The organism is Gorillibacterium massiliense (genome assembly GCF_000455485.1).
GTDB classification, from domain to species: Bacteria; Bacillota; Bacilli; order Paenibacillales; family NBRC-103111; genus Gorillibacterium; species Gorillibacterium massiliense.
The window spans coordinates 1-20,017 of sequence record NZ_CBQR020000145.1; the positions used below are offsets into that span (position 1 = coordinate 1).

The following is a 20,017-nucleotide window of genomic DNA, read 5'->3' on the forward strand; positions in this document are numbered from 1 at the left end:
CCTGCTCCACACCAAGGGGAAAATCAACGGACTCCTGTCCGGGATTCTCATGATGATCGCCCTCTATTCCATCAACAACCGGATTATGGGAAAGTCCAATATTTCTGTATACGGGGAAAAGACGCTGTTTTCCGGTTTGGACTCTCAATGGGTGCGGATTGCCGCGGTGGCGGGTTTTGCTATTATCATCAAACTGCTTTTGGACGCATTCCTGCACACGGATAAGGGACTGGCACTGAGAGCGACGGGAGACAACGCCCGGATGATCCGTAGCTTCGGGGCTAACACGGACAACACGACCATTCTCGGCGTCAGCTTGTCCAACGGCCTTGTCGCCCTATCAGGCGCTTTGATCGCCCAGCAGTCCGGCTTTACCGATATCTCTATGGGCGTTGGCATGATCGTAATCGGCTTGGCGTCGGTTATTATCGGCGAGGCGATTTTGGGCAGCCGAAAAATTTTCGTCGCCACCATCGCCGTTATCGTCGGGTCGATCGTATACCGGGTAATCGTGGCGCTGGCTCTGGAAGTCCAGTTGTTCAAGACAACAGACTTGAAGCTGATCACCGCCCTCATCGTCATTATCGCCCTCGTCCTGCCCACCATTCAGCGCTCTTTGCAGCAAAAAAGCGCGGCGAAGCGCCGGGCAGCCCAGCTTACGGATCTTGATGCAGGCGCAAAGGAGGGGAATGCGTGATGTTGCAGCTTACGCATGTTTCCAAACTGTTTAACCCGGGTACAACCGACGAAAAGGTTGCCCTCATGGATATCAATCTTCACCTGGAGCCGGGCGACTTCGTCACCGTCATCGGCAGCAACGGGGCAGGCAAGTCGACGCTGATGAACATCATTTCCGGCGGAATGAAGCCGGATGCCGGGAAGGTGCTCATCGACGGCAGCGAAGTCCAAAACCTGCCGGAGTTCCGCCGCAGCCGCTGGATCGGCCGGGTCTTCCAGGACCCGATGGCCGGCACCGCTCCGCGCATGACGATCGAAGAGAATTTGGCCATGGCTTATAACCGGGGCAAAAAGAGAGGCTTGCGCTTTGGCGTGAACGCCGCGAAGCGCAGCATGTTCCGGGAGCAGCTGTCGCGTCTCGGCATCGGTCTGGAGAACCGGCTGCGGGCGAAAGTCGGTCTACTGTCCGGCGGCGAACGCCAAGCCTTGAGCTTGCTCATGGCGACCTTCACCGAGCCGCAAATATTGCTGCTGGACGAGCATACCGCCGCTCTGGACCCGGCACGGGCGGAACTGATCACCCGGCTGACCGAGGAGATCATCCGCGAGCTTTCGCTCACAACGTTGATGGTCACCCACAACATGGAGCAGGCCATCCGGCTTGGCAACCGGCTGATCATGATGGATAAAGGACGCATCGTGCTGGATATTCCCCGGGAACGGAAGCAAGATCTCACCGTGGAACGACTGCTGGGCGAGTTCGAGCAGATCAGCGGCCACAAGCTGACCGACGACCGGATCGTTCTCGGTTAAGGACCGTTGGTCCAAATGTTCAGCAGTTCCGATTTTACGACATGATTTACCTCAACTTCGTTTCAATGCAAACCAAATCCCTGACGAACTCATTCGACAGGGATTTTTTTCACATTCCAATCGTGATATGGTTAATAGTAAGATAGACGGAAACTCAGAGAAAGAAGGTTGAAGCGAGTGAGCCAAGAAAAAAAGGAATTAGCGACATTCGCCGGAGGGTGCTTTTGGTGCATGGTGACGCCGTTTGATGATCTCCCTGGAATCTATGGGATAGAATCTGGATACATGGGCGGCTACCGCGAAAACCCAACCTACGAGGAAGTAAAAAGCGGCACGACAGGCCACGCCGAGGTTGTCCAGATCACCTTTGATCCGGAAGTGTTCCCATACGAAAAGCTGCTGGAGCTGTATTGGCCGCAAATCGATCCCACCGATGCCGGGGGGCAGTTCCACGACCGGGGCAGCCAATACCGCACGGCGATTTTTTATCATAACGAGGACCAACGTCTGCGGGCGGAAAGCTCCCGGCTGCGTCTTGAAGCCAGCGGCGCTTTTACTCAGCCTATAGTGACGGAGATCGTTCCGGCCATTACGTTTTACAAGGCGGAGGACTATCACCAGGATTACCATAAGAAAAACCCGAAGCATTATAAAGAGGACAGGGAAAAATCCGGCCGGGATACGTTTATCGCCGAAAACCGCGGTTCGGTTGAGGCTGCCGTCAAACCGGCTTACCGGGCACAGGAGGAATAGCAGATGAATATCGATCTATCCGGAAAAATCGCGCTAGTTACAGGCGCTACAGGCCAATTGGGCCGTGTCATGGTCCGAACTCTAGCGGAATGCGGGGCGGATATAGCCATCCATTATCGTGGAAATGAAAGCAAGGCATTGGAGCTGCAAGAGGAGGTTCAAGCTTTGGGCCGTCGGGCGGTAACCGTATACGCGGACATTACCGATGAGGAGTCGGTCCGGAACATGAAGGATGCAGTTGCCGCCGGGCTAGGCGCCGTCGACATCGTCGTCGCCAATGCGGTCATTCAATATCCGTGGACCTCTGTTTTGGAACAGCCGGCGTCCGATTATGTTAGCCAGTTCGAGTCTTGCGTGCTGCAGAGCGTTTTTCTGGCAAAAGCATTTATCCCAGGCATGATCGCGGCAAAAGGCGGCCGGTTTATCGGCATCAATACCGAATGCTCCATGCAGCTTCTTCCGGGTCAATCGGCTTATGTTGCAGGCAAGCGGGGCATGGACGGCGTATATCGGGTGCTGGCCAAGGAAGTGGGCGAGCATGGAATCACCGTCAACCAAGTGGCACCGGGCTGGACCATCAGCGAGCGGGACCGGGACAACAACACGGAGCACAGTGAGGAATATGAACGGAACGTGCCGCTGAAGCGCCGGGGGACGGATCAGGAAATCGCCAATGCCGTCGCTTTTCTCGCCTCGGATTTGGCTGGCTTCATCTCCGGCGCCTTTCTTCCGGTTAGCGGTGGCAGCATTATGCCGGGCATTTAGAAGCGAAAAGAACGACCTTGTTAGCGAAAGGGGCAGCCTTACGTGCACACGGTATTACTGGTAGACGACGAGATCTTTGCCCGCAAGGGACTACGGAATCTCATCCGTTGGGAAGATTGCGGCTATGAAGTCATAGAAGAAGCGGATAACGGGGAAGACGCTCTGGAACTTATTCATCGCATCCAACCTGATTTAGTGATTACGGATATTCGCATGCCTGTTCTGGACGGTTTGGAGCTGATCCGCAGATCTCAAGAGGAAATGGAGCGGAAGCCAAAGTTTATCATCATCAGCGGTTATGACGATTTTGCCTACGCCCAGCAGGGACTGCGCTACGGTGTGTTTGATTTTCTGCTGAAGCCCATCGATGAGGACGAACTACGGGAAACGCTGCGCAACCTGGATCGGCGGATCAGCCAGGACAAGCTTTTTCGCATGAAGAGCCAGCATCTACTGGACAGCGCATCGATGGACGCCCTGCTCAAGGGGGAGGCCGGTGCCCAAGATATCGCCCATTGGGCGAAACGCTACGGCATATCGGCCGACAGCGTCTTTCGGTATATCCTGATTGAGGTGAACGATTGGACGCCTTGGCAGCTTAAGGCGAACCCTTTCACCTATGACGACGTTGTGCGGCAAATCAAGCTGTCCGTCAGCAACTGCTTGGAGAAGGGCCGCGGCATCTATGTACACCAGCACCGTAACCGATGGGGGCTGCTCCTGCCGGTGGAATGGATGGACCAAAGCGGCCAAAGCCTGGAGCGGTTCCTCAAAGAGCTGCGGCAGCGGTTGGAGCGCGGGATGGCACAGCCTGTATATTTGTATGCCGGAAAAAGCGTTGGGAGTCTTGCAGAGGTGAGCCAGTCCTATCGGTCGGCTCGAGAGGCGCTGCAGCACAAGTACGCGGAAAACGCAGACCGGCTGGTGATCTTTGAGAGGATTAAAGAAAAGTCGCTCAACCATGTCCATATGGACTTTTCCGTCTACCAACGGCTTACGGAGAAAATGGAAGAGATGAGCAAAGCGGAAGTGAATGCCGCTATCGAAGAAATGTTCCGAGAATTTGAGGAAAAACGGTATGCCCCTGAAGCGGTGAAACTGAGCATTCATCAATGCGTCTCCGCCGTCTTGAAGATTATCCGCGAGATGGAGGGGGACGAAGATGATATGACCCAACTGGAGCCGATCATCAGCTGGCAGGACATGAATCTGACGCTGCAAGAGATTAAACGGCTGTTCACCAATTGGACGGAAGAAAGCATGCAAGTGATTTCCAACCGCCGCAGGGAAACAGGCAGAGGTGGCATTCAAAAAATAAAAAGCTACATCGAAACCAACTACCAAGAGAATATGAGTTTGAAAAGCATCGCGGCTCAATTTTACATGAATCCTGTCTATCTGGGGCAATTATTCCGCAAGACGTACGGTGTTTATTTCAACGAGTTCCTGCTGCAGATACGCGTGGCTGAAGCGAAAAAGCTATTGCGCCAGACCGATCTCCGCATCTATGAGATAGCGGAAAAAATAGGCTTTAACAATGCGGATTATTTTGTCACCCAGTTCGAAAAGTTGGAAAAATGTTCGCCATCCGAGTACCGCAGCAAGCTGAAATAAACCGATAAGGGGCTTTGGCCGTGAAACCAAGCTTAAATAATGTCCGCCTGCGCAGCAAGATGCTCCTCCTCTATTTTGCCTCCGTCTTTTTCCCCATCTTGGTAACCAACATTGTCTTTTACAGCGTAACGATGGAAAATGTTCGGGATCAACGCATCAAGGAAATCACCCGGGCTGTGGACCAAATCGCCAACCAATTCAAGAAGCAAGTGGTGGACACGATATCGGTTTCCACCAGCTTTTATACGGACCAGTTGTTGAACGAAACCTTGGAGACGCAATATGTAAACCCCGCCGATTACGTTGAGGCTTACGACTATGTGCGCCGAACGCTGACCAGTTACAGTCCGCTGTATAATTCCGTGCAAGCGATCAACCTTTACGTTGACAATCCGACGATACTCACATCGGGTTATGTCACGCCTATCACGGAAGAGGTCAAGGACACGGACTGGTATAAAGCCGTGAACGGCTCAACCCAGTCATTGCCACTCTTGTTCAAGACCGAAACGGTAGGGAAATACGATACCTTCAGCATCGTTCGCAAGCTGAATTACTTTTCCGAGGCCAAAAAAGTCCCCAAGTTCGTCAAGATCGACATGAACACGGACACGATCAAGGCGACCTTCGACAACTTGAATCTAGATGGCTATATCTATCTCCTTAACGAGAATAATGAAATTGAATATACAACGGACCCTGTGATCAATTGGACGCACGGACAGATTCTCTACGACAATGTGAAAAAACCGAAGGATACGATGGAGTTTGCAACGGAGTTTTCCGGAGGCAACTACCTGCAGGGCTGGCGGGTTATTGGCACAATCTCAGAAGATGAAGTTTTGAAAGCCCTTACAGGTTCGCGGAAATTCATCTTCTTGCTGGCCAGCTTGAATTTGCTCATTCCGACGCTGGTCATCGTTTGGATTACCCGATCTCTCAATACGCGGCTTACGCGGGTTCTGCGGCATATGAAAAAGGTGAAAAACCAAAACTTCGACACCATCGACGGCGGTGAAGCCCGGGACGAAATCGGCCAGTTGACCAGCGAGTTCAATCGGATGACCCGGCGCATCGACAGTCTGATCAATGACGTCTACGTGGCCGATATCCAGCGGAAAGACCTGGAGCTGCAGCGGCGGCATGCCCAACTCAATGCGCTGCAAAGCCAGATCAACCCCCATTTTCTCTTTAACGCACTGGAAACGATCCGCATGCGCAGCTTGATGAAGAACGAGACGGAGACAGCTCGGATCATCCACAACATGGCGAAAATTTTCCGCAACTCCCTGGCGTGGAGCAAGGACATGGTGCAAGTCCGGGAGGAGATGGAGTTTATTCATTGCTTTTTGGAAATCCAGAAATACCGGTTCGGCGACAAAATGGATTACGCCATTGAAGTGGACGACGAGGCGCTGGATTGCCGAATCCCGAAAATGACCTTCTTGCCTTTTGTGGAGAACGCCAGCATTCATGGTATCGAGCCTTTGAAAAACGGAGGAAGAATGGAAATGCGCATCACCCGTGAGGGCGGCAACCTGCTCTTCCACATGAAAGACAACGGCATCGGCATGGGCCCGGACACCGTTGAGCGCATTCTCTCCTATCTGAAACGCGATGAGGAAATGGGCGAGCGGGTGGGCATCCAGAACGTCATCTATCGGCTAAAACTCTATTACGGCGCCGATTTCGGCTTCGATTTGGCCAGTGAAAACGGTAAAGGCACGGAAATAACCCTGACGATCCCAGGCGAAAGAGCTTAGTTTTTCAAAGTAGGAACTATACTTTGCCGGGTAATCAAGGAAGAGCATAGCCCTTTATAATGAAAGTGCTTTCAACAATAAGTAGATTTGAAAGGGGTATGGCTCAAGTATGGCGAAAAAACAAGTTTTATCGCTGGTTTTGGCGTCCGTGATGTTGGCATCCGTTTTTGCCGGCTGCTCAAGTAACAAGAAGGCAGATGAAAGCGTAAGTCCAAGTGCTTCCTCAGGGGGAGCGGCCACAAGTGCGGCAAGCGCAGCACCTACACAAAAGCCGCTGGACAAAGTAACGTTTACTTTCTTTAATGGGGTTGCTGGTGATAAGGACGTCAATACGAACGAGACGACCATCGGTAAAGCCCTCGAAGATCAAACGGGCGTCAACTTCAAGATCGAGCACTTGGTCGGTGACCTGACCACGAAAATCGGTACTTTTATTGCTTCTGACGAGTATCCGGACGTCATGGCTCCGGACGCTGGGATCGATGCCATAATGAAAGCAAATGCATATATCCCGCTGGATGACCTGATCGATCAATACGGCCCGAATATCAAACGTGTTTACGGCCCGTATTTCGACCGCATGAAAGCCGACTACGGCGGCCATATTTACTTCCTGCCGTTCTCCGCTCAAGTCGGAGCTTACACTGCGGATCCGAACATCAACCAAGGCGCATTCTGGGTTCAACGCCGCGTGCTGAAGGAAGCCGGTTATCCGCAAATCAAAACCTTGGATGAATACATCAAGTTGGTCGAAGACTTCGTTGCCAAACATAGCGACGAGAAGCTGACCGGCATGCTTACGCTGACGAACGACTGGAGATTCTTCGCAACGTCCAACCCGCCGATGCATTTGGATGGCTATCCGAACGACGGTAACGTCGAGGTTAACCTGAGTACGTTTGAAGCGAAGACGTATGCCGGTTCTGACTCTACCAAGCGTTGGCTGCAAACCTTGAACGATCTGAACGGTAAAGGTCTGTTCGATAAATCTTCATTCGTAGACAACTACGATCAGTACATCGCGAAACTGACCTCCCACAAAGTCGTAGGCTTCTTCGACTACGGCTGGCAGATCGGTGATGCGAAAAATGCTTTGAATGACGCAGCGAGAAAAGATCCGGCACAAGACGATTACGTATACTTCCCTCTGCCGGTAACGTTCGATGGAACGAAAGACGCCTATCTGGATCCTCCTGGATGGACGAGCAACCGTGGGGTAGGCATCACGAAGAGCGCGAAGGATCCGGCCCGCATCGTTCAATACTTTGATAACCTGCTGAAAGAAGAGAATCAAGTTCTTAGATCTTGGGGCATCAAAGGCGAAACGTACGAAGTTGACGCCAACGGCCGCTTCTTCCAAACGCCAGAAGAAATCACGAAATTTTCCTCCCAAGCGTTCAAAGATAGCTTTGGTTTTTCGACCTACGATTGGGATTGGCCGCAATATAACACCTCCTCTACCCTTTCGGATGGCAATGCTTTAGCTCCAGGCTATCAGCCTGAAGTATTCCAAACAACGTTGACGGATGCGGACAAGATGATTCTTGGTAAATATGGCGTTAAAACGTATTCCGCAATGTTCTCTGCACCGGCTGACCGCCCATGGTACCCGGCATGGAGCTTCGCGAAAGACAATGACTCGCCAGAGAAAACCTGGGAGACGAAGAAAGACGATCTGACGAAGAAATACTTCCCGAAAATGGTCCTTGCAAAACCTGCCGATTTCGAAGGCGTTTGGGCCGATTACATCAAAGAGTTCAACAAGCTTGATACGGCCGGCTATGAGAAGTGGACGACGGAACAAATCAAGAAAGTTATGGATGTTGCAAAGTAATCGAACTGAATGATAGGAAATAGCGAAAGGCCGGCTTAGCGTGCTGATCCGTGCATAAGTCCGGCCTTTCCTTTCCTATTTTTTGCCCGACGGGAAGGAGAGAGAATCATGGAGAATAACACCACACTGGCAACATCGCCTTTGACTTCAGATCAAAAAGCGGCAGGGCTGAAGCTGTTTTTCAAACGGCTGTTTCAACAACGGATGCTGGTAGTCATGTCCGTTCCTTTTGTGCTTTGGTTATTTGTCTTTAGATATGTGCCGATTTGGGGCTGGACGATCGCTTTCCAGAACTATGCTCCGGCCAAACACTTTAGCCAGCAAAAATGGGTTGGGTTGAAGTATTTCAAGCAATTATTTGCAGACAATCTCTTTATACAAGACTTGAGAAATACGCTGGCAATGAGCGTAATTAATTTGGTGTTAGGCTTCGTTACGGCGATTACCTTGGCACTGCTTCTTAATGAAGTTCGTAAAGTCGCGTTCAAACGCGTCGCACAGACGGTTAGTTATTTGCCACACTTTGTTTCGTGGGTTGTCGCCGCGGGCATTATCCAAAATGTGCTGGCTCCGGATGGTATTATTAATGAATTGTTGAAGTGGACCGGGATTATCCACAGTGGTCAGGAAATGTTATTCCTCGGTAAAGCCCATTGGTTTTGGGGGATTTTAGGTGTAAGTCAGGTATGGAAAGATGTAGGCTGGAATACGATCGTCTATTTGGCCGCCATCACGTCGATCGATCCTGCACAGTATGAAGCGGCGGAAATGGACGGAGCGGGCCGGTTAAGACGGATGTGGAGTATCACGCTGCCAGGCATTCGACCTGTTATTATCGTATTGTTAATTATGAATATCGGAAATTTGATGGAATCGGGATTCGATCCGCAGTACCTGCTCGGTAACGGTATGAACGTCGATTATTCCCAGAACATTGACTTATATATATTGAAGTACGGGATCCAGCAATTTAAATTCCCGCTTGCTACTGCAGCTGGCATATTTAAAACGGTAGTCAACTTCATTCTTCTATTCACAGCGAATAATATCGCCAGACGGATGGGTGAAGAAAGATTGTTCTAGAAGGAGGTTATTGGAATGGCGAATACGACAGCTGCCTCAAAACAAAGCAAGTTCAAGTTCTCAAGCCGTAACTCTACGATTAACGATAAACTATTCGATGGCATCGTTTACACCTTTCTGACCCTCTTAATGATCATTACCCTATACCCTTTTATCAATACAATCGCCGTTTCTTTAAACGCCGCTAGCGATTCGGTCAAAGGGGGGATCTACTTATGGCCGCGAATGTTCTCCTGGGAAAGCTATAAATTTGTGTTCAAAGAAGACTCGATTTACCATGCGACACTCATCTCGGCTCTTCGTACCGTTATCGGCACGGTCGTTACGGTTTTCAGCTCTGCGATGGTCGCGTACACGATCAGTCGGAAAGATTATGTTCTGCGGAAATTTGTTACCATTGCTTTTATTTTGACGATGTATTTTAATGGCGGGTTGATTCCGACTTTCTTGCTCTACCGGGATATGCACTTGGTCAATAACTTTTGGGTCTACATTTTACCAGGGATTATCGGCGTGTTTAACTTGATCGTCATCCGTTCCTTTATCGAGCAGCTGCCGGAAAGCATAATCGAGTCGGCTACCATTGATGGAGCGGGAGATTTTAGATCGTTCGTCAATATCGTACTGCCGCTCAGTCTCCCTGTCCTTGCAACAGTCGCGCTGTTCACGGTTGTCAGTCAATGGAACTCGTGGTTTGACGTCATGCTGTACACCTCGTCTCATCAAAACCTCAGCACGTTGCAGTATGAGCTTCAGAAAATTTTGCAGAATTCGAATACGACCAATGATGCGGCATCTGCGTTTGCGAGTTCGAGTAGCGGATCGACGATGAAGGTTTCCCCAATTTCGGTCCGTGCAACGATGACGATCGTGGCCTCCGTGCCGATGATTATCATCTATCCGTTCCTGCAGAAGTATTTTGTGAAAGGTATGGTGGTTGGCGGCGTGAAAGGCTGATCGGCGGAATGCCGATCGACGGCATTAAGAGACAGAGGAATCTCCAATGGAGGTTCCTTCTCTTATTTGCAGCTACTTTTTCATCCAGCGACGGAGCCGTAAATCGATTGGTAAATCATCCGGGTACTGTACACAAACTTGAAAAAAGGATAGGATGTAGTACGATGATGTATCCGAGCGGCAACGATTTGCCAATATTTGCAGGTCGAGCGCTGTTTCAGACAATGAAATTTTGTAAGCCCTTACGGAATCCAAGTTCCGAATGTCGAAGGGGGGGCCGACTGCATGCGGTCGAAGTTGTCGAGGTTCAATACGCTGCGCAACCAAATGTTGCTTGGCTTTCTCGCCGTCATGCTGATCATTTTGACGTTTGTCGGTGGGATTACGTTCCATTCGGTCTCGACTCTGCTCAAGAACAACGCGGAGAAGCATATCCAGCAAACCGCGATTCAGGCCAACGGCCGCCTGGAAGTCATTCTCGAACAGATCAATTCCCTGACGACGTTGGTCTCGACCAACGGGTACGTACAACAGCTGCTTTTGCAGGAAATGGATGGCTCCCACTCTACCTTCGCGGAACGGCAGGCACTACAGCCTATTATCAATTTGGTTCAAATCTACACAGACGGCATCAAATCCGTCGAGCTTTACAACAATAGCGGGGCGAGATTGTACCCTCTCGACGGGGGCAGTCTTGGAGACAAGGTACCTAAGGATTGGATCGGGCAGGCGGCGATGGAGGAAGGAAGTCTCGTGTGGTTCGGCATTGACCCGTCGGATTCCTCATCACTTCTGGCTATTCGGCGGGTCAGCCTTATCGACCGGTATTTCACGTCAGGCGGCTATTTGCTCATCCGTGCAGACCGCAGCAAGTTTGCCTTGAAAGGCTCATTATCCGGTGAGGGAACAGGGGAGACGGTGCTGCTCCTCGCCGCTGACGGTCAACTGATCACGTCCAATGACGACACCATATCGCAAAAAACGGCAGTCACGTTGGCGGAGGCATCCAATGATCAGGTGGCTTCCATCGGCAATCGGTCCTTTATCGTCGTCAAACAGCGCTCATCCGTTACGGGGTGGACGCTGCTCATCTTAACGCCGGTTAGCGCCGTCACCAAAGGGACATCGATTTTGCGCACGACCATCGTCGTATCGGCCTGTATAGGCACCGTGTTATTTACCTTGCTTTCGTTTTTCCTGTCTACCATCATCACTCGGCCCGTTTTCAAACTGATCAAAACCATGAGAGGCACCCGCCTCGGCATCTTGAAGCCCATCGAACACGTGTCGTCTACCATCGAAATTCAAGAATTGAATTATTCCTATAACAAAATGGTCGATAACATCAACGAACTGATCCAGTTGGTGTATGAGAAGGAGCTTTCCCGAAGTCATACCGAGCTAAAAGCGCTTCAAGCCCAAATCAATCCGCACTTTTTGTTTAATACCCTGGATGCTTTGTACTGGTCACTGCTGGATAAGGATGAAGACAAGCTGGCCGAGTATGTCGTCGCCATGTCCGATTTATTCCGCTATACCATCACAGGGCCTAATAAATCCGAATGGGTGAAGCTGCGTGAAGAGTTGGAGCATGTTGAGCGGTATTTGCTCATTATGAAGATGCGTCTGGAAGACCACCTTGACTGGGAGATCAATGCTCCGCCTGAATACGGAGATGTGGAATTGCCGCGGCTTTTGCTGCAGCCGTTGGTGGAAAATGCCGTTTTGCATGGGGTGGAAAGTAAGATTGAACCCGGCCGGGTAAGTTTGACGGTTACGAGTGAAGGAGATCGGATCGCCATCACAGTGGAGGACGATGGGGCAGGGATGGACGAGGAGAAGATGCGGAAACTTGTGGAAGGGCTGGAAAGCGGAAAAGTGCCCTCCTCCAAAAAATCCGGCCTCGGAATCGCCAACGTGCAGCGCAGACTCCAGTTGTTTTTTGCAGATGAGGTCAACAAGACCGCAGAAATCGCCATCGAAAGTCGGAAAGGCCATGGTACCCGCATAAAAATTCATATACCTATCCATGGAGGGAACAAACTATGAGGAACAGAACGATCCTTATCGTCGACGATGAGCTGAGATCGAGAGAAGGTATGAAGAAACTATTGGGGGTATGGGCAGCCGGGCAATATGAGATCCTCACCGCAGGCAACGGGGTGGCTGCTTTGGAAATTCTGGAGAGCGTTCCGGTGGATCTCGTCATCACCGACATTCGCATGCCGGAAATCAACGGACTTACTTTGGTGAGCCGAATGAAGGAAAATCGGATGATGCGCCAGCCTTCCGTTATTCTCATTTCCGGCCATGCCGAGTTTGAATATGCCCAGCAAGCAATCCATTTGTCTGTTGCGGATTATTTGCTGAAGCCGGTCAGTAGAGAAAAACTATACGCAGCCGTAGAGGAGGCTCTTAAAGCTGGGGAAGAGCGGGACCGCATCGGCTTCATGCAAAAGATGGCCGACCCGCAATTGATGGCGGTTAAGGACCAAGAAGCCGCATTAAGCGATCCCGTTCGCCAGGCGATTGAATATGTGGAAATGCATATCGAGGAGGCCATCAGCCTGAAGGATGTCGCTGAGCATGTTCACCTGAACGGGAGCTATTTCAGCGTGCTTTTCAAAGATCAGATCCAGATGAATTTCACCGAATACGTAGCCCGCAGAAAATTGCAGAAAGCGAAGGAGCTGCTGCTGAAAACGAATCTGCCCATAGCGGAGATTGCTGACCGTATCGGTTATCAGACCGTCAAATATTTCAACAAGCTGTTTAAGGATAATGAAGGGATGAGCCCGGGGCAGTACCGATCCATGCGGAACGAAATGGAAGCGAGTGTCCAATGAAGAGAGCATTATTATTTTGCGCTCTGCTCATGACGTTGCTGCTGCTTGCAACAGCTTGCAGAGGCGGTAACGGAGAGAGCGGCGATGCCGTTAAACCGAGCGATGGAACGGCTGCGGGTGAGAAAATCACCCTCAAATTGATGCATCTGTGGCCGGACGGCAACAATTCCGCGCAGAACAAAATGGTAAAAGAAATCGTCGAGGAATTCGAAGACGCCAATCCGAATATCACGATCGCCACGGAAGTTCTGGATAACGAGCAGTACAAGAGCAAGTTGAAAGTGTTGGCCGCAGCCAACGTTCTGCCGGACATCGGGTTCACCTGGGCAGCCGGTTTCATGGATCCCTATGTGGGCGGTAACAAGTTTGCTCCGTTGGACGATCTTTTGCAGGACGAGTTGAAGGGAAAATTCGTAACCGGCACGACGGAAGCGTTCTCTTTTTATGGGAAAACCTATGCCCTCCCAGTGGAGCTGAACATTGTTCCGGTCTATTACAACAAAGAAATATTCGCCAAATATAACCTGCAGCCGCCTGGAACCTTGGATGACCTCAAAGCCATAATAAAAACGTTGAACCAAAACGGTGTAACCCCGGTTACGCTTGGCGGGAAGGACGGTTGGCCGGCTTCCTTCTGGTATATGTACCTGGCCGACCGCATCGGGGGAGCGGATTTGATGGATAAAGCCGTCGCGGGCAAAGACTTCACCGATCCTTCCTTGCTTGAGGCTGCGAAACAAGTGCAAGATTTGGTGGACCGAAATACGTTCATCAAAGGCTATAACGGACTATCGAATGACGAAGCTAAAGCACAGTTCATGAACGGGAAATCGGCCATGTTCGCCATGGGTACTTGGGAAGTGCCGAACTACACGACCGCTGGGGATGTATCCCAAGCGTTTAAAGACAAGATCGGTTATTTCAAATTTCCAGCGGTAACAGGCGGCAAAGGCAGTGTGGACGATTGGGTCGGCGGCCCGGGGGTGGGGTTATTCGTTTCCCAAAATTCCAAGCATATCGAAGAGGCCAAAAAATTCGTCAGCTTCTTCGTGCAAAAATGGGGAGAGCATTCCGTAGTGGACGCGGGTGTCATTCCCGCTACGAAAGTTGATACTTCCATGGTCAAGCTTCCGAAAATGTTCATCGATCTGTTGAACGAATTGAACAAGGCCAATCGAGTCACCTTGTATCTGGATACCCAGATGAAACCGGGCGCTTCCAGTACGCATATCAACCAGGTTCAAGCACTGTTCGGAGAGGCGGTTACGCCGGAGGAGTTCATCAAGAAGCAGGATGAGGCGCTGAAAGCGGGCAAGTAATCGAAGAAGACGTGCATAGAAGACACCAGGGAGAAATCCTTCGGTGTCTTTTTGTATTTAACCGGATCTAAAAATAGTGGAACTTTTCCCAAAACCCGTTCCTTATGCGATTTCATTTATCGCTCTATAATTATGAATGCGGTTACATTCAACCGATCATAGTTAGAGGGAAAAAGGGAGGATAAGTATGAAACGCATGAAACGTACGATTGCCGGTGTATCTGCAGTACTTATGATGTCATCTGTTTTTGCCGCTTGCGGCGGAAACTCGGACAGCAAAGAAAGCTCTAGCCCGGCTGAAAGTTCAAATGCAGCAGCTACCGCATCACCTTCGACTACACCTGTAGTAAACTCGGTTGGAAGCGGTAAAGTCACCATCAACCTTTGGAGCTTTACCGACGAAATTCCCAACATGACCAAAAAGTATATCGAAACCCATCCGAACGCTGATGTAACGTTTAAAACAACGGTTATCGCAACCACGGATGGCGCTTATCAGCCGGCTCTTGACCAGGCACTGGCTGCCGGCGGTAAAGATGCACCTGACATCTATGCAGCTGAATCTGCGTTCGTCCTCAAGTACACCCAAGGCGACGCATCCGATTTTGCAGCTAATTATGCCGATCTCGGCCTTACCGATCAATTGGTGAAGGACGCTGGTATCGCTCAATACTCCGTTGATATCGGCTCCAAGGACGGCAAATTGAAAGGCCTTGGCTATCAAGCAACTGGCGGTGCTTTCATTTATCGCCGTTCGATCGCTAAAGACGTATTCGGATCAGACGATCCAGCAACCATCAAGGCCGCAGTCGGTCCTGGCTGGGATAAGTTCTTCGATGCAGCTGATAAATTGAAAGCTAAAGGCTACGCCATCGTTTCCGGCGACGGCGACATGTGGCACCCGATCGAAAACAGCTCCGACACAGGTTGGCTTGTTAATGACAAGCTGCATATCGATCCGAAGCGCGAAGCGTTCCTGGATTACTCTAAGAAACTGACAGATAACGGTTACAGCAACGGCACGAAAGACTGGACGGATGCTTGGTATGCGGATATGTCCGGTTCTGGCGCTAAACCGGTATTCGGCTTCTTCGGTCCTGCTTGGCTGATCAACTATGTTATGAATGGTCAAGTTAAAGGCACCAATGGCGACTGGGCGGTTACTGAGCCGACGACAGGATTCTTCTGGGGCGGCACTTGGCTCCTCGCCAACAAGGACGTTGCCAAGGATGATGCAAAGTCCAAGGCTGTAGCTGACTTCATCAAGTTTGTTACTCTCGACACCTCTGATACGGGCCTCCAAACTTACTGGGCAAATGGTACGATGGATGCTTCCAAGCAAGGAACGAAGGACAGTGTTGCTTCTGCCGTTGTTATGTCGAAGGCTGATGGAACCGTTCCGCTGCTCGGCGGACAAAACATGTTTGACGTATTCGTTCCGGCAAATGCCAACGCTAATGGTAAAAACCTGACGCAGTACGACGAAACGATCAACCAAATCTGGCGCGATCAAGTAACCGCATACGCTACAGGCAAAAAGAGTAAAGAGGATGCAATCAAATCCTTTAAACAAACGGTTAAAGACCAATTGAATATCGATAGCGAATAAAAATAAATGGCGCCGAAGGGGCGGGGAGTTTTTCCCGCCCCTTTATACAATGGATGGGGTGAGAGTATGCGCCGCAAAGGAATTAACTATTCGAAATTTGGCTATATCTTTAGCGCTCCTTTTATACTTGCTTTTCTGATTTTTTCGTTATACCCGATTTTATACACCGCAGCGATCGGGTTCACCGATTTGCACGGATTAATTCCGAAACCAATTCATATTTTGGATAATCCATTTCAGAACTTTAAAGATCTCCTGTTCCATAACCAATTGTTTAAACAGTCTCTAATCAATACCTTCATCCTTTGGATTGTCAACTTCATTCCGCAGATCCTTCTTGCGCTTTTACTTACTGCCTGGTTTACCAACAAACGTCTCAGCATAAAGGGGCAAGGTGCGTTCAAGGTTCTGCTCTACATGCCGAATATTATCACGGCGAGTACGATCGCTGTGCTTTTTAGCTCTTTGTTCGGTTATCCGATAGGGCCGGTTAACAGTATCCTTCACTCTCTGGGCATAACGGACACACCGATCTTCTTCCTTAATGACCGGAATACGGCCAGAGGCATCATTTCCTTCATTCAGTTCTGGATGTGGTACGGCAACACGATGATCGTCCTTATCGCAGGCGTTCTGGGTATAAATCCCGCGCTTTTTGAAGCGGCCTCTATCGACGGCGCCAATGGTTGGCAAACCTTTTTCCGTGTTACCTTGCCGAGTCTCCGCACGATCTTGACTTACAGCTTGGTTACTTCGATGATCGGCGGCTTGCAAATGTTCGATATTCCGCAATTGTTCCTCACGCCTGCCGGTGGTCCAGATAATGCAACGCTCACGACATCTGTATTCATTTATGGGCAAGCGTTTAAGGGCAGCTACTTGTATAACCGCGCGGCGGCGGCAAGCATGATCATGTTCGTGATCGCGGGAGTATTGTCGGCCATTCTTTTCTACTTGATGCGCGACCGCGATGCGGCCAAACTCAAGAAACGTGATAAAATGCGTAAAAAAGCTGCAAAAGCAGCAATAAAGGGGGCGTAATCCATGGCGAAAATACAAAGTAGCGGAAACGCCTCCCGAAAAGTAAATAAAACGATCATTTATGTCGTCTGCATCTTACTTGCGGTGCTCAGCATCCTTCCGTTCTGGATCATGTTCGTGAACGCAACGCGTTCGACGCCGCAAATCCAAAGCGGTATTTCCCTTATTCCATCCACACACTTATCGGCCAACTGGCATGTGATACTCGAAAAGAAAACCTTCGATCCTATCAAAGGGTTTCTGAACTCGCTCATGATTTCCGGCGGCGCCACCATCTGTACGGTATATTTTTCGTCTCTGACCGCCTATGCGCTAGTGGCCTACCACTGGAAAGCGCGCCAGCCGTTCTTTACGTTCATCATGGCCGTGATGATGATTCCGTCGCAAGCAAGCGCTATCGGCTTCTATCAGTTTATGTATCACATGCATTGGACGAACAACTTCTTACCGCTCATTCTTCCAGCCATTGCCGCTCCGGCAGTCGTTTTTTTCATGCGTCAGTACCTGCTTGCCACGCTCTCGATGGAGATCGTTGAGGCGGCGCGCATCGACGGTTGCGGCGAGTTAGCTACCTTCAACCGGATCATCATGCCGATCATGGTACCGGCAGTGGCGACGCAAGCGATCTTTGCCTTTGTTGCCAACTGGAATAACCTGTTTATGCCGATGATCCTGCTGACGCAGAAGGAAAAGTATACCTTGCCGATCATGGTAAGCTTGCTGCGCGGCGACATTTACAAAACAGAGTTCGGCACGATTTATTTAGGCTTATCCCTGACTGCGCTGCCGCTGTTTGTGATTTACTTCCTGCTTTCACGGTATATTATCGCGGGCGTGGCTCTTGGAGGCGTGAAAGAGTAAGTTGTTATTCCCTTCAAAACAAGTCCCAAATAGTATGAATCCATAGGGAAATAAGCGTGGGTGACAATTGCAGCTGCTGCACTTTTGGCCGTTTTACGGTAGCTTGGTCAGAAGTGCAGCGCTTCACGCGCATCTTCATGGATATATTTTGCAATAATAGGATAAAATATTATATTTTTCATACTTAAGATAGGAGAAAAAAATATGGCGATGATAGAAAAAGCCGTTGGACCAAACGAACCGTTGGTTACCCATCTATTTACGGCGGACCCGTCCGCTCATGTATTCGAGGGCAGGATATATATTTATCCTTCCCATGATATCGACCACGATGGGCCAACCAACGATAACGGCGATCAATATGTCATGGAAGATTATCATGTGCTGTCGATGGAGAATATAACTTCGCCTTGCGTCGATCATGGGGCGGCGCTGCATATCAAAGACGTGCCGTGGGCATCGCAGCAAATGTGGGCTCCTGACGCCGCGTACCGGGATGGCACCTATTATTTGTTCTTTCCGGCACGGGACAAAGAAGGGATATTCCGCATTGGAGTCGCGACGAGTTCATCTCCAGCCGGTCCTTTTCAGGCAAAAGAGAGCTATATACCCGGCAGCTTTAGCATCGATCCCGCCGTTTTCGTCGACGATGATGACAGGGTCTATATGTATTTCGGCGGATTATGGGGCGGACAATTGGAAAAGTGGCAGACCGGCGCTTTTCAGCCGGATGCGATAGAAAAAGGTCCGGAGGAACCGGCTTACAAACCGCGGTTAGCGGAGCTTAGCGACGACCTGCTTACTTTCAAGGCCGCGCCTCATGAAATCGATATCATAGACGAAGACGGTAAACCGCTTTTGGCGGGGGACGAAGAACGGAGATATTTCGAAGGTCCGTGGATGCACAAATATAATGGAAGATATTATTTATCGTACTCTACGGGTTCGACCCATAAGATTGTGTACGCGATGAGCGACAACCCTTGCGGACCGTTTGTTTTCCAAGGGATGATCCTGAGTCCGGTACTCGGGTGGACGACTCATCACTCCATTGTAGAGTTCGGGGGAAAATGGTATCTGTTCTATCATGACGCTTCTTTATCCGGCGGCGTGGACCATTTGCGCAGCGTCAAATTCACCGAGCTTCATTACGATGAAGACGGCAGGATTCAACCGATTTCCCTATGAGTCATGAGGGTGCTTTTTCATGAAATCTTTGGCTATTTTTAAGCTTACTTTCATCTTCGCTTGATAAAATGCTGTCAATATCAAGTGGAAATGAAAGGGTGATAGGGTTGAATTTTAAGAAAGCCCTTGCAGTTGGTTTGCTGTTCGCATTGGTTGGGACGGGGTGCGGAACGAAGTCTGCCAATGGAACTGGCGGAAAAAGCGACAGCGGAGACGCGGCCAAGTCAGCCACCAGTGCCAATGGGGGATACGGTCAGGGGAGAATGATGGATCAGGGCATGTTCCAGCTGTTCAGCACCTTTCAAATTATGCTGCAGATGGATAAAGCCGATGGACTGGCCTATACGAAAGAGCAGGCTACCGCGCTTTTGCCAGTGGTTCAGGATATGATAAAGGCAAACACTGCCTCGGACGAAAACCTCGGGAAGATTAACAACCAATTGACGGAAGCTCAGAAGGCGTTCGTGGATGAACAAGAGCAGGCCCAGCAGGATCGTATGAACAACATGCGGAACGGTCGCATGGGCTACGGTGAACCGGGAGCTAACGGCAATGGTGGAGCCGGAGCCAAAGGCAACGGAGCAGACGCAGGCGGCGCTGCAGGCAATGGTGCCGACGCAAATGGCAATGGCAACGGGGGGCCGGGAGGACCCGGCGGACCTGACGCCAATGGCAACGGTGGTGCCGCAGGCAATGGCGCCGATGCAAACGGCGGCAAGGGTGGCAAGGGCGACTGGAACGGCCAAGCACCGTCCGGACAACCTGGCGGACAGCGGCCTGAAGGTGGCTTCGGTGGCGGCGGCCAGCTAGGCGAGCAGTTGGTGCAGCTCTTGACTGAACGCTCCAAATAGCAATAAAAATGCCTATCAAGATTTCTCTTGGTAGGCATTTTT

General features: G+C 50.4%; 17 protein-coding genes. All 17 read left to right on the forward strand.

The window, feature by feature from the left end:
• The coding region (locus tag TJ79_RS19205) for an ABC transporter permease (RefSeq protein WP_040951969.1) at positions 1 to 697 on the forward strand (697 nt) is incomplete at its 5' end.
• On the forward strand, positions 697 to 1,491 hold the full coding sequence (locus TJ79_RS19210) for an ABC transporter ATP-binding protein (protein ID WP_040951970.1): 795 nt from the start codon (positions 697 to 699) through the stop codon (positions 1,489 to 1,491). The genes TJ79_RS19205 and TJ79_RS19210, both read left to right, overlap by 1 nt.
• Positions 1,492 to 1,668: 177 nt before the next feature.
• Complete coding sequence (gene msrA, locus TJ79_RS19215) at positions 1,669 to 2,244, forward strand: peptide-methionine (S)-S-oxide reductase MsrA (protein ID WP_272944760.1); 576 nt, start codon at positions 1,669 to 1,671, stop codon at positions 2,242 to 2,244.
• Positions 2,245 to 2,247: 3 nt separating this feature from the next.
• Entirely contained in the window at positions 2,248 to 3,009 is a 762-nt protein-coding gene (locus TJ79_RS19220; RefSeq protein ID WP_040951971.1) for an SDR family NAD(P)-dependent oxidoreductase, read from the forward strand.
• A 42-nt stretch (positions 3,010 to 3,051) separates the two neighbouring features.
• The gene (locus TJ79_RS19225; protein WP_040951972.1) at positions 3,052 to 4,623 is read left to right on the forward strand and encodes a response regulator; all 1,572 of its coding nucleotides are present in this window, start codon (positions 3,052 to 3,054) and stop codon (positions 4,621 to 4,623) included.
• 20 nt (positions 4,624 to 4,643) lie between these two features.
• Entirely contained in the window at positions 4,644 to 6,386 is a 1,743-nt protein-coding gene (locus TJ79_RS19230; RefSeq protein WP_040951973.1) for a histidine kinase, read from the forward strand.
• 109 nt (positions 6,387 to 6,495) lie between these two features.
• Positions 6,496 to 8,220 (forward strand): type 2 periplasmic-binding domain-containing protein, encoded by a 1,725-nt coding sequence (locus TJ79_RS19235; protein ID WP_040951974.1) that lies wholly within the window; start codon positions 6,496 to 6,498, stop codon positions 8,218 to 8,220.
• 108 nt (positions 8,221 to 8,328) lie between these two features.
• The gene (locus TJ79_RS19240) at positions 8,329 to 9,303 is read left to right on the forward strand and encodes an ABC transporter permease (RefSeq protein WP_040951975.1); all 975 of its coding nucleotides are present in this window, start codon (positions 8,329 to 8,331) and stop codon (positions 9,301 to 9,303) included.
• Between the two features lie 15 nt (positions 9,304 to 9,318).
• Complete coding sequence (locus TJ79_RS19245; RefSeq protein ID WP_040951976.1) at positions 9,319 to 10,260, forward strand: carbohydrate ABC transporter permease; 942 nt, start codon at positions 9,319 to 9,321, stop codon at positions 10,258 to 10,260.
• Between the two features lie 285 nt (positions 10,261 to 10,545).
• A complete protein-coding gene (locus TJ79_RS19250) occupies positions 10,546 to 12,309 on the forward strand; it encodes a sensor histidine kinase (RefSeq protein ID WP_040951977.1) in 1,764 nt (587 codons plus the stop codon).
• Positions 12,306 to 13,106, forward strand: coding sequence for a response regulator transcription factor (locus tag TJ79_RS19255; RefSeq protein ID WP_040951978.1), 801 nt, complete (start codon positions 12,306 to 12,308; stop codon positions 13,104 to 13,106). The genes TJ79_RS19250 and TJ79_RS19255 overlap by 4 nt, the downstream gene beginning before the upstream one ends.
• Positions 13,107 to 13,135: 29 nt before the next feature.
• Positions 13,136 to 14,425 (forward strand): extracellular solute-binding protein, encoded by a 1,290-nt coding sequence (locus TJ79_RS19260; protein WP_238323073.1) that lies wholly within the window; start codon positions 13,136 to 13,138, stop codon positions 14,423 to 14,425.
• A 187-nt stretch (positions 14,426 to 14,612) separates the two neighbouring features.
• Positions 14,613 to 16,034 carry an ABC transporter substrate-binding protein gene (locus TJ79_RS19265; protein ID WP_081757013.1) on the forward strand — a complete coding sequence of 474 codons (1,422 nt, stop codon included), beginning with the start codon at positions 14,613 to 14,615 and terminating at the stop codon, positions 16,032 to 16,034.
• A gap of 270 nt (positions 16,035 to 16,304) precedes the next feature.
• A complete protein-coding gene (locus TJ79_RS19270) occupies positions 16,305 to 17,075 on the forward strand; it encodes a carbohydrate ABC transporter permease (RefSeq protein ID WP_238323074.1) in 771 nt (256 codons plus the stop codon).
• Between the two features lie 3 nt (positions 17,076 to 17,078).
• Complete coding sequence (locus TJ79_RS19275) at positions 17,079 to 17,936, forward strand: carbohydrate ABC transporter permease (protein ID WP_040951981.1); 858 nt, start codon at positions 17,079 to 17,081, stop codon at positions 17,934 to 17,936.
• A gap of 210 nt (positions 17,937 to 18,146) precedes the next feature.
• Entirely contained in the window at positions 18,147 to 19,124 is a 978-nt protein-coding gene (locus TJ79_RS19280; RefSeq protein WP_202903346.1) for a glycoside hydrolase family 43 protein, read from the forward strand.
• A 107-nt stretch (positions 19,125 to 19,231) separates the two neighbouring features.
• A complete protein-coding gene (locus TJ79_RS26155; protein ID WP_052339761.1) occupies positions 19,232 to 19,975 on the forward strand; it encodes a hypothetical protein in 744 nt (247 codons plus the stop codon).
• The last annotated feature ends 42 nt before the right edge of the window (positions 19,976 to 20,017 follow it).

Bases quoted from the DNA above. Each gene is read 5' to 3' on its own strand.
- TJ79_RS19235 (WP_040951974.1), top strand. From the start codon at position 6,496: ATGGCGAAAAAACAAGTTTTATCGCTGGTTTTGGCGTCCGTGATGTTG.
- TJ79_RS19220 (WP_040951971.1), top strand. From the start codon at position 2,248: ATGAATATCGATCTATCCGGAAAAATCGCGCTAGTTACAGGCGCTACA.
- TJ79_RS19250 (WP_040951977.1), top strand. From the start codon at position 10,546: ATGCGGTCGAAGTTGTCGAGGTTCAATACGCTGCGCAACCAAATGTTG.
- TJ79_RS19255 (WP_040951978.1), top strand. From the start codon at position 12,306: ATGAGGAACAGAACGATCCTTATCGTCGACGATGAGCTGAGATCGAGA.
- TJ79_RS19210 (WP_040951970.1), top strand. From the start codon at position 697: ATGTTGCAGCTTACGCATGTTTCCAAACTGTTTAACCCGGGTACAACC.
- TJ79_RS19245 (WP_040951976.1), top strand. From the start codon at position 9,319: ATGGCGAATACGACAGCTGCCTCAAAACAAAGCAAGTTCAAGTTCTCA.
- TJ79_RS19265 (WP_081757013.1), top strand. From the start codon at position 14,613: ATGAAACGCATGAAACGTACGATTGCCGGTGTATCTGCAGTACTTATG.
- TJ79_RS19260 (WP_238323073.1), top strand. From the start codon at position 13,136: ATGACGTTGCTGCTGCTTGCAACAGCTTGCAGAGGCGGTAACGGAGAG.
- TJ79_RS19280 (WP_202903346.1), top strand. From the start codon at position 18,147: ATGATAGAAAAAGCCGTTGGACCAAACGAACCGTTGGTTACCCATCTA.
- TJ79_RS19240 (WP_040951975.1), top strand. From the start codon at position 8,329: ATGGAGAATAACACCACACTGGCAACATCGCCTTTGACTTCAGATCAA.
- TJ79_RS19275 (WP_040951981.1), top strand. From the start codon at position 17,079: ATGGCGAAAATACAAAGTAGCGGAAACGCCTCCCGAAAAGTAAATAAA.